At 42.9% G+C, this 13527-nt stretch carries 12 protein-coding genes; 7 read left to right on the forward strand and 5 right to left on the reverse strand.

Annotation, left to right across the window (positions count from 1 at the left end):
- Positions 1-67 precede the first annotated feature (67 nt).
- The 4 genes from yidC to J5A52_00330 are packed head-to-tail and all read left to right on the forward strand — an operon-like array spanning position 68 to position 3491.
- Positions 68-1012: a membrane protein insertase YidC gene (gene yidC / locus J5A52_00315; GenBank protein ID QUB37553.1), complete on the forward strand. Its 945-nt coding sequence runs from the start codon at positions 68-70 to the stop codon at positions 1010-1012.
- Positions 1013-1020: 8 nt separating this feature from the next.
- Positions 1021-1482: a single-stranded DNA-binding protein gene (locus J5A52_00320; protein ID QUB37554.1), complete on the forward strand. Its 462-nt coding sequence runs from the start codon at positions 1021-1023 to the stop codon at positions 1480-1482.
- 41 nt (positions 1483-1523) lie between these two features.
- A complete protein-coding gene (locus J5A52_00325; GenBank protein QUB37555.1) occupies positions 1524-2105 on the forward strand; it encodes a LemA family protein in 582 nt (193 codons plus the stop codon).
- 21 nt (positions 2106-2126) lie between these two features.
- Entirely contained in the window at positions 2127-3491 is a 1365-nt protein-coding gene (locus J5A52_00330; protein QUB37556.1) for a TIM44-like domain-containing protein, read from the forward strand.
- Here J5A52_00330 and J5A52_00335 read toward each other — a convergent pair.
- The 5 genes from J5A52_00335 to J5A52_00355 are packed head-to-tail and all read right to left on the reverse strand — an operon-like array spanning position 3480 to position 7840.
- Positions 3480-4571: a glycosyltransferase family 4 protein gene (locus J5A52_00335; protein QUB37557.1), complete on the reverse strand. Its 1092-nt coding sequence runs from the start codon at positions 4569-4571 to the stop codon at positions 3480-3482. The two genes, J5A52_00330 and J5A52_00335, sit on opposite strands and share 12 nt — an antisense overlap.
- Positions 4571-4978 (reverse strand): GtrA family protein, encoded by a 408-nt coding sequence (locus J5A52_00340; GenBank protein QUB37974.1) that lies wholly within the window; start codon positions 4976-4978, stop codon positions 4571-4573. The genes J5A52_00335 and J5A52_00340 overlap by 1 nt, the downstream gene beginning before the upstream one ends.
- Positions 4965-5912: a glycosyltransferase family 2 protein gene (locus J5A52_00345; protein ID QUB37558.1), complete on the reverse strand. Its 948-nt coding sequence runs from the start codon at positions 5910-5912 to the stop codon at positions 4965-4967. Before J5A52_00345 ends, J5A52_00340 begins: the two co-directional genes overlap by 14 nt.
- Before the next feature lie 12 nt (positions 5913-5924).
- Entirely contained in the window at positions 5925-6785 is an 861-nt protein-coding gene (locus J5A52_00350) for a CoA-binding protein (protein QUB37559.1), read from the reverse strand.
- The gene (locus J5A52_00355; GenBank protein ID QUB37560.1) at positions 6782-7840 is read right to left on the reverse strand and encodes a hypothetical protein; all 1059 of its coding nucleotides are present in this window, start codon (positions 7838-7840) and stop codon (positions 6782-6784) included. Before J5A52_00355 ends, J5A52_00350 begins: the two co-directional genes overlap by 4 nt.
- 941 nt (positions 7841-8781) lie before the next feature.
- On the opposite strand from J5A52_00355, the gene J5A52_00360 reads away from it, so the two are divergent.
- Genes J5A52_00360 through J5A52_00370 form a run of 3 tightly spaced genes read left to right on the forward strand, consistent with a single transcriptional unit; the run spans position 8782 to position 13296 of the window.
- Positions 8782-11451, forward strand: a complete 2670-nt coding sequence (locus J5A52_00360; GenBank protein QUB37561.1) for a hypothetical protein — start codon at positions 8782-8784, stop codon at positions 11449-11451.
- 7 nt (positions 11452-11458) lie between these two features.
- Positions 11459-12322 (forward strand): UbiA prenyltransferase family protein, encoded by an 864-nt coding sequence (locus J5A52_00365; protein ID QUB37562.1) that lies wholly within the window; start codon positions 11459-11461, stop codon positions 12320-12322.
- A complete protein-coding gene (locus J5A52_00370) occupies positions 12319-13296 on the forward strand; it encodes an HAD-IB family phosphatase (GenBank protein ID QUB37563.1) in 978 nt (325 codons plus the stop codon). The genes J5A52_00365 and J5A52_00370 overlap by 4 nt, the downstream gene beginning before the upstream one ends.
- Positions 13297-13527 lie beyond the last annotated feature (231 nt).

A 13527-nucleotide genomic window follows, 5' to 3' on the forward strand; every position in this document is an offset into this window, starting at 1 on the left:
GGCGAAATAGGTAAAGCGGCGAAAAGATGGTATACTTACATTAGATAACACGACGAGGAGAGATGTTTTGTTTGAAACGATCGTAGTAAATCCGATTTTTAATGCACTGATGCTTATCTATAGCGCCGTGCCTGGCGGCGACTTCGGCGTTGCGCTCATTATTTTTACGATTATTGTACGCCTATTGATGTATCCGCTTGTAAAAAACCAGCTGCACCAAACAAAAGCAATGCGCAAATTGCAGCCGGAACTAGCGAAAATTAAGAAAAACGCCCAGGGCAATAAACAAATTGAAGCGTTGCAGCAGATGGAGTTGTACAAGCGCTACGGTATTAAACCACTGCGCTCCATTCTCATTTTAATTATTCAGCTGCCGATTTTTATCGCATTGTTCCAAGTGATACGCGTTATTACCCTGCACCGCGATCAGGTAGCACAGCATATTTATGAGCCGTTTAAGCACATCGACGCAATTAAAGCAGTGATTGAACATCCCGAGAACTTTAATCATACAATGCTTGGGTTTATTGATTTGACGAAAACAACGTTTAGCAACGGTAGCGTTGATTTGGTGCTCCTTGCTCTAGCGGTGATTTCGGCACTGACGCAGTATGTTATGTCGAGACAAACTATGCCGGCAGATAGCAAAGGCAAAAAACTGCGCGATCTTATGGCGGAGGCAGCAGACGGCAAACAAGCTGACCCGAGCGAGATGAGCAGCGCAATGACGCGCGGCATGATGAAATTTATGCCGATTATGATGTTTATGATTATGGTGGGATTACCAGGCGCGCTTGCGCTCTATTACACGATTTCAAACTTATCGGCAGTAGCACAACAACACTATCTCTTGAAAAAAGATGTTGGCGAACTTGACGAAATTGCCGACGAAGCGATAAAAACCAAAAAAAGCTCGACAAAAGGAGCAAAAAATCAGCGCAAGAAAACAGGCGCCGAACGCGCAAAACAGGCGCGCGAGGGTCATGTCACGCGGATAAAAGCGAAAGGATAGGAGAAGCTATGGATCGAGAAGAATCAGTTGAATTTGCACGCAAGCTCGTTGAGGATATTGTGTCGTTTTTCGGCGAAAATATTGCCGTTGAAGCGCATATTGAAGACGATATGATTGCGCTCGCCGTTGAAAGTAGCGATTTGAACAGCATCCTAATCGGGCATAATGCCGAAACATTGCGTAGTCTTCAATATATTGTGATGACAGCGCTTCATAATAAAGGTGCAGCGCTTACGCACGCTGTTGTTGACGTTGCAAACTATAAAAAACAACGTGAAGAGAAAGTTGCCGAAAAAGCGCGCGGTTGGATTGAAGAAGTGCGCCGCAGCGGCGACTCGCACATTGCGCACATCAATGCTGCCGACCGCCGAATCGTGCACCGCGTCGCTACTGAATATAGCGATATTCGTACCCATTCCGAAGGCGAAGGGCGCGATCGCTACATCGTGATTGCACAGGCTAGTTCATGATATACTACATATATAACCTAGCGTAAGAAAGGATAATAGGTATGACAGGTGTATTGTTAGTAGTTTTGCTCGTTGTTATTGTGGCGGTTGTAGCGATTGCCGGCGCACTGATCGCAATGTATAACGGACTCGTTAAGCTTAATATTAAAGTTGAAGAAGCATGGAGCGGCATCACGGTGCAATTGAAGCGGCGCGCCGATATGATTCCAAACTTAGTAGAAACTGTTAAAGGTTACGCTGCACACGAAAAAGGCGTATTTGAAAAAGTTACCGAGGCGCGCGCGTCAATTATGAACGCAACGACGCCGCATGATGCTGCTAAAGCAGACGGCGAGCTAACAAGCGCCCTTAAGAGCCTGTTTGCGGTCTCAGAAAATTACCCAGAGTTGAAAGCGTCGCAGAACTTCACGGATCTGCAAAATCAGATTACAGACACGGAAGATAAGATTGCGGCATCACGCCGGTTCTACAATGCGGTCGTTACGCAATTCAACACTAAACGCAAAGTATTCCCAACAAATATCTTTGCCGGTATGCTCGGATTTCATACCGATAAAGAGTTCTTTGATGTCAGTGAGAGTGAACGTGCTGCAGTTGAACAGCCGGTCAACGTAAAGTTTTAGTAAAAGCAGAGGAAAAGCTCAATGGTTCAGACTATCTTTGTAGCCCTTGAGCTTTTTGCGCGTGCAGGCGGCGGCGGGTCTGGCGGCTCTTCAGGAGGCGGCGGAGATGGCGATGGAGATGGGATTGTCTTTCTTGCGCTAGTCGGCTACGTGCCGACGCATGGACTTGGCGCATTTTTACGCCGCAAATTACCATCAGAGTCTGGCGCTGCATCGTTGCTCGCCCATGTGATTACATGGCCGTTGGCTATTATATGGGCGATTGCGTGTTTCGCGATGTTTGGCAGCGGCTTCTTTGGCTCTATTGTCGCATTAGGAGCAATTGTTGGCGCGCCAGCTGGCTTATTTAATTGGTTTAGCGAAGTGCTGAAGCAGTCGGCGGAGGTCAAACAGCGGCTCAAGCGAGCAGCGGCAAACGATCCAATGTGGGATGAGGCGCAGCTTGTTGATTTTGCTAAACAGACATTTATGCGCTATCAATACGATTGGTCGCGTCAAGATACCGAGTCAATGAAACAATACATGACTGAAGATTATCACTACCACGCATCACTCTTTATTTATACGTTACAATTAATGCAACGTACGAACACAGTGGAAGATATCGTGATTGATGAAGCAGTTGTTGTGCAGGTTCACGATGACCAAAATGATGCAAATGACCGAGTGACAATAGGTATTACGGCGCGCGCTAAAGATACGCTTATCAACACGGCGGCGAACACGGCGATTTTCACGGACAGCAATTCATTCACGGAATATTGGACGTTTGCGCGCAGCGGCTCAACGTGGCTGCTTGCTGATATCGGTCAGGCAACAGCGGATATGGCTGCCTATAATAATGAGCTGGCGGCATTCGCGGCGCAGAATAATTACTGTTATAGCGTTGATATGGGTTGGTTATTTATACCGGAGCGCGGACAATTGTTTGGACAGGCGAAGTTTGGCGTCTCAGATATTAACAACCACGCTGTGGGGCTATATAAAGAGTCGCTGTTAGTGCAATTGTATACATACGCTGCATTTAATGGTGCGCGGCCGCGGGTAATTGCGCAGGTGAATGTGCCGAAAACGTATGGTAATATCATCGTACACCGCAAACGGAGTTCAAGCATTAATACGCGTGGATTAGAACGTATCGAAACCGAGTGGATTCAATTTAACCAGCAGTATGAAGTGTATGCGTCAAACGCTGAGCAGGCGACAAGTTTTGAGCTGCTTAACCCAACGTATATGGAGCAGCTCGCGGCGCTGCCGTTCGCGGTGACGATTGAAGTGGTAGATAACGTAATCTATCTCTATACCGATGAGCGTGGCACCGATGTTGCGACCTACGGCATAATGCTTGATTTGGTGCATAAAGCATTCAAAGAACTACGGCTGTAGCACTTTCATATACACCGCATGCGTTTCTTCCGCCATACGCCGCCAGGAATACTTGGCGACTTGCGCTGTGCCTTTTTTAATGAGCGCGCGGCGTCTTTTTGGATTAGTAATGACACGTTCAATTGCAGCGGCCATATCGTCGGTATCAAGCGGATCGAAATATTCGGCGGCATCGCCTAAAATCTCGGGCATACATGACGCATTGCTGCTAACGACTGGCGTACCGTATGCCATTGCTTCAAGTGGCGGCAAGCCAAACCCTTCCATGAGCGATGGAAAAACATATGCAGCAGTTTTCGTGAGTAGCCAGTCGCGTTGTTCGTCGGGCAAGAATCCTGTGAAATGAATATTGTGATAGCTTTGTTTTTCATAAAATGCCTTATTAATCTTCGTGTCGCGATTCATGCGCCCAACAAACACCAGTCCCAGATCAGAGTATTTTTTCAGTAATTGCTGATGTGCGGCCGCTAAACGTCGTAAATTTTTATAGTCTGGTTGTTGCCCGATATACATAATAAAGCTATGAAATGGTAGCTCGTGGTATGGCTTTAACGTGCCTTTACAGACTTCGCCTGACTCGTAAATCACGGTAATGTTATCGTCGGGAACGTTAGTAAACGCTTGGAATTCGCGCTTAGTTGTCTCGGATATTGCGATAATATGGCTACTCGTATGTGCTACACGCTTAAACACGAAGCGCCCGACGAGTTGCTTAGCGTGGTATAGCAGCCAATTTTTGTCGGAATTGTAGGTTTTGAATAACGTCATATCATGCACAGTTGTAACGTGCTTGCCGCGGTATAGGATCGGTTGTTGCGGCATGCAAAAGTGCACTAAATCCGGTTTGAGCGTATCAAGATAACGCTTGAAGCCGATCTGCTCGGCAAATGAATAGTTGTCAAACTCCGCTACACGCACGGTGAAATGAGGATTCACCGGTTTCCAGTAGTGCTTATCCTTGGCGCGTACGAGTACGCTATAGGAATTTTCATGGTCAATTTGCTGCAAATATTCCAGTAGCTTGACGACGTATGTGCCTGTGCCAGAGTTAATGACGCGTGCGTCAATTGCGATATGCATTATGCGGTATCCTTTCGAAATACTAATAGATCATAGGTAAGATAATTCCAGGTAAGCGATACGATCGTACCAGCGAGTTTTGCAGCGAGAAGCGCAAACGATTCGTTATGTAGCACTGCAGTGCACAATGGCGAGAACAGCCAGATAACACCGTTTTGCAACACCCACAGTCCGAACAGGGTAACGATGGTAAATAGCACTATTTCATGTTTAATGCTGCCGCCGCTTGAACGAAAAGTGTATTTTTTGTTGGCAAAGAAACTAAAACCAAAGGCTAACCCTGTCGACAGGGTATTGCTGGCGATTTTTGGCAGCCCAAGATGCGTGAATAAGAAGAGCAATCCAAAATCAAGTGCAGTATTGATTGCACCGACGATACCGAAGCGAATGATTTTATTGTTTTTTATCATGCGCTTGATGATACTCCTCAATGAGGTAGAGCGGGCGTTGTTTTGTCTCGTTGAAAATCCGGCCGATATACTCGCCGATGATGCCGAGAAAGATCATTTGCACGCCGCCTAGAAACAAAATTACTGCCATTAGCGATGAATAGCCAGCGCCAGTAGGTACGCCGAATAGCGGCCTGATTAACAGATAAAGAATATACAAAAATGCACCGCATGATATAATCATTCCCAAAATCGACGACATTCGTAGAGGCGCAGTGGTAAAGCTAGTGACGCCGTCGATTGCTAGATTAATAAGTTTGCGGTAATTCCACTTCGTTTCGCCGGCGATGCGCGGGTCGCGGTCGTAAAAAATCTCTTTCTTTTTATAGCCGATCCAGCTGAACATTGCCTTGGTGTTGCGCTGCGACTCGCGAAATTGTTTAAGCGCATCAATGCAGCGGCGATCAAGCAGGCGGAAATCGCCGGTGTCAACTTGGATTGGGATCGTGGTTGATGATTGCAACAGCTTGTAGTACCACTGTGACGTTTTCTTTTTAAGCCAGGTCTCGCCATCGCGGCTCTTGCGGCGTGCGTAGACGTCGTCGTATCCTTGTTCCCATAGCTTGATCATGTCGGGGATTAGCTCGGGCGGGTCTTGCAAGTCGGCGTCAATGATGACGAGCGCATCTCCTTGTGCGTGGTCAATGCCGGCAATCATAGCGATCTCTTTACCAAAATTGCGCGATAGATTGATATATGATACATGACGGTTAGTTTTGGCGTATCGTTTGATGATCTCAAGCGTTTCATCGCGGCTGCCGTCGTTGACAAAAAGAAACTCGAAATTATAGCCCTTGACCGATGCCGTAAGCGCGTCAAGCCGCTCAAAAAGTGCTGCAAGCACAGCTTGCTCGTTGTAGGCAGGAATGAGGACAGAGATAGTCTTCTTCATGGGGTTATTATATCATTTTATACGTGCTATTAGCTTGTCGATCGACGTTGCGGTTACAGCGCCGGCGGCTTGTAAACGAGTTGTCTTTGCGGCGGCGGATTCAAGCTCGTTTGTGCCGAGAATTGCTCCGGCGTGCCCAAGCTGCACGCCGCGTGGTGCATGGTGTCCGGCAATATATGCATACACCGGTTTGCTGATATGTTGCTTAATATGATCGGCGGCGGTAATCTCGCTCGTGCCGCCAATTTCACCAATCATAACGATACGTGCAATATCCGGGTCGTGTTCAAAGAGATTAAGACAATCCGTGAAGCCTATGCCGCGCACCATATCGCCACCGATTCCGATGATATATTTTTGCCCGAATCCGCGCTGAGTGAGTAGGCTCATTGCTTCGTATGTAAGTGTACCGCTGCGGCTGACAATTGCTGTATTGCCTGGTACTGCGAGCGTTGTGGGTATAATACCGAGGCTATGGACGCCGGGAATTAGTACGCCGGGACAATTTGGGCCAACGAGCACTGACGACGAGCGTGCTAATCGTTGCGTAATATACAACATATCATGAACAGGGATATTCTCGGTGATGCAGATAATGAGCGGAATATGCGCATCAATTGCTTCAAGGACTGCGGCTTTGGCATGTGGCGCGGGAACAAAAATTATTGAGGTGTCGACAGTATGCTTAACTTGAATATCGGCAATTGTACGGTAAACTGGTATGCCGTAGACATCTTTGATTTGTTGATTTGGTGATGTGCCGCCAATGATTCGTGTGCCGTATGCGAGCATATTTTTAGCGTGTGCCGTGCCGCCGCTGCCAGTAATACCCTGAATGACGACATTCCGGCGGGTGAATAGCTCTGGTGTCATGAGAGTGCCTCCAATGCATCAGCAAGAGTATTGTATAGCGGTATACTTGCATCAGCGAGCAATTGTTTTGCTTTGTTGGCGCGGTTACCGACGAGGCGGACGTGCAGCGGCGGTAAGTCTGGAAACGTTTCTTTTGCGCCTAGAATAGCTTGCGCAACGTCGTCGCAGCGGACAATTCCACCGAAGATATTGATAATAATTGCTGTTACGTGCGGTAATGCGCTGATACGGCGAAAACAGTCCATGATTTTTTGCGGCGTAGCATTACCGCCAATATCTAAAAAATTCGCAGGTGTGAAGCCGGCATTCGCAACCGCATCAACCGTTGCCATCGCAAGCCCGGCGCCGTTAGCAATGGTAGCAATCGTACCGTTTTGGTCAAGCGTAACGAAATTATTGCCCTCAGGTGTTTCATCAAAGTGCCACTCAGGGTGGCGAAAAAACGCTGCGTCGTCGAGCGTAATTTTCGCGTCGCCTGCGACCAGTATTCCGTCTGTGGTCAAAATCAGCGGGTTGATTTCGAGTAGTAAACAGTCGTTGCTTACAAAGCAATGATGCGTGTTGGCAATGATATCTTGCAACAAGAAAGCCTTATCAGGGACGTCAAGACAATCAGCCAGTTCGTCGCCTAATGTCTCAAATGAGCGCTGATCAACCGAATGGCTGAAGAAGGCTTCGCTGTCTTGCTCTTCAACTTCAATACCGCCGTTTGTGTTGGCGAGTAGCTCAATCTGGCTAGTCTCACGATTGATGATAAGCGAGAAATAGAACTCGCGTTTGATGTCAATTAGCTCTTCAGCAAGAAGCTTCTGCGGCGTGAACCCGTGAATTGTACGACCAAATAATGCGGTAATAGCAGGTTGTAGGTCACTCGGTTCGCGTACAATAATGACGCCGCCTGCTTTGCCGCGCCTGCCGGTCGGCACCTGCGACTTCAGAACAACAGGGGTGGAGATGCTTGTCTGTGAATCGTCTATTCCAACAATTGCTCCGTGCGGGGTTGGAACTTTAGCGGCGACGAGTAACTGCTTAGCTTCATATTCGAGTAGTTTCATATAAGTTTCCTATTCCCGTAGGGCGTGTTTTTTGTAAAAAACGTTCTACGGGTAAGTTATTCATCTAAGTCTTCTTGCACATAGTCGGTAATAAACCATAAACAATTAATATCCTGATTAGTCTTCTAGTAGTTGATCGCTAAAGGTCTCATCTCGAGAATTGCTGATAAGCAGATAATATATAGGCTAGAGCTGTTTAATAGGTTAGTGGTTTGGCGAATTCTCAAAATCATGCAGTATGCCCTGATTAAAATAATGAAGTTACATTACTTCTATTCTACCCGTAGGGCGTTTTTATTGCAAAACATGTCTTAACGCATGGCATAAATACATGTTAGAAGTTAACCTAAAGTCATAACCAACTTTGTGTCTTTTATTATTTTTTCCTATCTTTCATATCCTTTTTTACGCCTCTCTCCATAAAAAATACCGGATATCGATATCCGGTATTTTTTATCTATTTTACCCCTGTTATCTTTTATTCTTTTTTCTCTTCTTTTATATATAAATATATAGAAGAGAATTATAGAGGAAAATCATAGAGAATAATTACGAAAAGAATTTAGGCATAAATAAAATATGGAAGCAGTAGATAAACAGACAAACAGTTCTAGCTTATCCTTTACATAGTATTTAGGCAATTGGTTTGAGTGATTTAGGCTGAACTGAGTTGGTTAGGTTAAAAGTACTGCGATATGGTTAACCCTAACATACATCTAGCAGCTCGTATCTAGTGTAGCATTCTCAAAGCTAGACAGGCTGTAGGAATTTCATGGGATCATTTTGCCTATATAGCCGTATGTAGTCGTAAATACCATATGCCATATGAGAACGCTCTAGACAGCGTTATAGAGTTAGGGCTGTTTTGGGTTGAGTAGTTAAACCGTGGCTGCTAGGAGCTATATTTGACGAAATAATGTTCAGCAGCTATCATAATTGTCATGAAATTAAAGATGCTGCACTTTTTTAAGGCAAATAAACACGACCTAAGTATAGGCATTACACTTTTTAGCTTGAGTTTTCTATTCTATGTGGTATTTGCAGCTATCATCACGATAATAGCGAGAGGTTATGATAGTTTAAACGCTTTTTTTGATGCAGACACGTTCAGAGTGTATGCTGATATGACCGTTGCCAATTACACGCACTATAGGACGATTGTGCATCCATTATTCGTCATATTAACTCAACCGTTTGTTTTAATAGTTAATTTTTTCACAAGGAACACCGTAGCAGCGTGCGTCTTAGTGCAAACGTTTGTGTCTGCTGTAAATATTACTCTTTTGTATGGTTGTCTTCGAAAAATTGGATTAAACACCAAGCGATCACTCGCTGTCAGTGTGCTATTTGCGCTCACTGTACCTCAATTTATTTTCTCGGTTACGCTTGAAACATATATATTTGCTCAGCTTGGACTACTCATTATGTGGCTATGCGCCTTGTTCTTTGTTAAGAAAAAAACACTAAATTTGAATGATTATACTGTGTTGGCGCTACTTGGTATTGCAAGTCTTAGTATAACAGTTACAAATTTTGTGCAATATATTATTGTGTTGCTTATCGTTATAGCGCTAAACAGAAAAGAAACAAAAAAGTTGACGAAAATATCTATACTAGTTGTTTCGGCTTTATGTATTACTACTACCATCGCACAAATACAAAGCGTTGTATGGCCGTCTTCTGTAGACTTCTTCAAGGGCAATATATCTGCGATCGTCAAAAAAGATTCAGAAGAGCTGCTATATATTGAAAAGCAGAGCTCAATTATGTCACGAGTTACTAAGCAAATAAGACACAATACTACTGCGAATATCCCGCTATTTATTACCAAGAATGGAGATGAGCGCGAAACTGAATTTAGAGCATACAGCATAAAGGGTAATGTTGTTACTAATATAGTTGCCTACACTATGTTTATCGCTATCGCCGTGATTCATGGGCGATTTATCAGAAAACATCGTAAGACATTACTAACCACCAACAAGATATATTCAGGCATGATAGCTGCATACATTGTTAATTTCGCGTTCCACATGTGTTATGGAAATCTGTCTGGTTTTCTCTACACTCCTCACTATAATTTTTTATTAATTTTAGCGACCGCTTACGTTTGGCGTAACTCTAACGGGTTATCAAGATTAACCAAAAACCAGCGCATTCTTTCAGGACTTTTCTTTTTGGTGATTGTATCTCAAACTATAGGTCTTATATGGTTAACTAAGGAGATTGTGTCAGCGTACGGTGTGCACTGTACGGTACCTAAGACCTTAGCGATATGTGTTGCTTGTGTTGGTGTTATGTGTGCGATTTTACTATGGGCACTTCGGTCTCGAAAGAAATATATTATTTTTGTCTTACTATCGGTTGTGGCCATGCTGATCGGCGTTAAGCTGTTTAACTCGTATTTTACAAATCGTCAAAACGCAATAACTCAATCAAAGCAATTACTGCTTAAAGATAGTCAGGTGCGCAAGGGGGTTGAAGACTTAGACGCCTATTATAACGAGCTTGATAATAAATTGTTAAGTGAAAAATTTAAAGTACAAAAATACGGAAGAACTAACAGAAAAAAGGCAGATTTTTTCTATTTTGGTATGGTTGACCGAAGGAAGATGGTGTATCGTAGGGGAAAATTATATGATTTGTTTACAAAAGAAGTCATAAAAAAATGGAGTGTTAAAGCCGAATTTATCATTCCGAGTGAGTACACTGTTGCATTGTTAGACGAGAATAATAAACTTGTGAAGATTTTTGAAAATGAAGATGGTGTTTTTGTCAAGGAAGATGACGCGGAAGCTATACTCACAAAAGGTAGTGAAAAATTCAAGTTGCCTCGTTTTGAAGGTAAAAAATATGCACGTATTCTACGTGTACTGCATCAAGAACTTCTCTTCAATATCCACAATGGGATTCCAAAGCCAAATATATTAACATATAAGGATGGTGGCGGCTGGTATCGAGACGGCATGGTCATGACAATGGCGCTTGAATACACGAATAACCAACATGTACTAGAAAAATGGGTTGCGTCATTGAAAGATATCTATGATCATCACGCAGGAGATGAAGCGGACAACCCTGGAGAGCTTCTATATATCCTTGGCGCAGTAAAGAATAATCGGCAGGATCTCGTTGATAAAATCTTTGCGGAGGTTAAAAGTAAAGCCAGAGACGGTCATTTTAGCGGTCCGTGCGATGGCACATGGCAGACTTATTATCCGACAGCCTTACTACTTAATGGAGCGAGGAAGATTGGACAAAATCTGCCAGTAGAATTATCTTTACCAAATATTGATGACGGGTACGGAGTTTTGACCTGGTGGTATCCAGACAGGAGAATTATTAACGACGGATTGAAACAAAAACATAGTGATAAAAATGTCGAGAAATGGCCATACCTGACTTGGGCTGAAGCTCACTATCGTGGAAATGATTCGTCTGTCTACATTCTTGATGAAGTATACCCATTATCGTACGAAGGGTCTATTACAGGGGCTCGTCATGTTACTTCGCAGAATTTTTTCAATAGTTTCTATACTCAGGATCAAGGTCTGTCTCTGTCGCATACATGGCATGCTGCTGAAATGTTTTTGTTACTAAATGAATTGTAATTATAGCATGGAAAAATGTAAGAATATTATTCAGCTAGCTAGACCAAGGCATTACATCAAGAATATTCTCATTTTATTACCTTTGTTTTTCGGCGGCCTATTGTTTGATTGCGGTCTTATTGTCAAAGCACTTATTGCTTTTACGTCATTCTCGTTTATTGCCTCGACTGTTTATATCATAAATGACATCAAAGATGTAAAAAACGACCGACGCCATAAAACGAAATACAAGCGTCCAATTGCTTCTGGCGCTGTCCGCATACGAGATGCAATTGTCGCAGCGTGTGCTCTATTTTTCGTTTCGATCGCGATCAATGTGCTTGCGTTTGGAATCAACTTGTCGCTTGCTGTTTTGCTTGGTTATTTCTTCATCAATATACTGTACAGTGTTTTTGGACTAAAAAACATTCCGATTATTGACGTTTTCATTCTCTCGGCAGGATTCATTCTAAGAATTATTTATGGCGGGTTGGCCCTTGGAATTCCCGTTTCTAAATGGCTTTATTTGACGATTTTTGCTTTTTCTTTTTACATGGGGCTTGGCAAACGGCGCAATGAGCTTATAAATAACAAAGACTCGACACGTCCAGTCAACAAATTCTACACGAAGGATTTTCTTGATAAAAATATGTATGTATGCTTGACGCTTGGAATTGTGTTTTATTCGCTTTGGACGATAGCTCCGCCCTACGATCATTCGTTGCTTTTTTGGACGATACCAATTGTTATGGTTATTATCATGAATTACAGTTTGTTGATCGAAAGAGAAGAGTCCGAGGGTGACCCAGTTAACGTCTTGCTCGGGAGCATAAACCTTAAACTACTATTACTATTATATGCTACCGCTTTGATGGGTGTAATCTACCTATGATACTTAATCTTTACGATTTTGACAAAACCATCTACGACGGAGATTCAACACTTGACTTCTATCGTTTTTGTCTCAAAAAAGACAAAAAGTTACTGCGTTTTTTGCCACAACAGATTAAAGGGCTTATTGGATATGCTACCGGCGTTTATTCAAAAGAAAAATATAAAAGTCTTTTTTTCAGCTTCTTTCGCGGGATTGATAATGTGGACAAGCGTGTCGATGAATTTTGGGTAATATCGAAAAAGAAAATAAAACAGTGGTACAAGAATGATCTCGCACCGCATAAAGTTATCATCTCTGCTTCGCCTGAATTCCTTCTTCGTCCGGTTGCTGGTGAGATAAATAGTATGCGTATTATTGCTAGCCCTGTTGATAAAAGAACAGGGGAATTTAAAGGCCTCAATTGCTATGGTGCAGAAAAAGTACGAAGGCTAGAGGAATCCTACCCGCACTCTTTTATTCAAAATACATATAGCGATAGCCTGTCAGATCTACCGATGCTAAAATTAGCGCAAAATCCATACATCGTGAAAGGCGATCGCATCATAAAGCTTAACGACTATGATAGGCTACCTATTATTCAGTATTTCTTTAGCAGGAAGTTTATAGCGTTCCTCATTGTTGGTATGATTAATGCAATTCTAGGCGTCTTTCTGTCCTATCTATTTTTCATATTACTACAGAATACTATTTTGGCTTTAATTTGCGGCTTTTTGACGAGCTTAGTCCCATCATACTTCTTAAATAGCACGTTTACATTTCGTGAGAAAAATTATAGCTTTCGGTATTTTTATAAGTTTTGTCTTTCGTACATACCAAACCTACTTATTCAAGTTATAAGCGTATCAATTCTTGATAAACTCTATGGTGATAGTAAAATTTTACTCTACATTGCGTCCGTTAGTATTAGCGTTCCTGTGACATTTCTGATTTTAACTATTTTTACGTTTAAGCATAAAGTACAAGAAAGATAGAATCGTTACACTATTTTATCTTTCTTATATTTCAAGTTTGGTATATTCATGCAGGCTTTTTGGTGGATTCGTCTGCTATTAGTAGCTCTATATAGTATGATCTTGTTGGTAACGTATAGAAGAGTAACTGAAAAAGTAGCCAATTTGTTGAAGCTATGCTAAAAAGTAAACAAAAATAAAACTCATTACACTATTAATCAGACATAAAAGGAATATTTAGACGACCGTACC

The sequence above is a fragment of the TM7 phylum sp. oral taxon 349 genome (genome assembly GCA_018127705.1).
Classification (GTDB): Bacteria; Patescibacteriota; Saccharimonadia; order Saccharimonadales; family Saccharimonadaceae; genus Saccharimonas.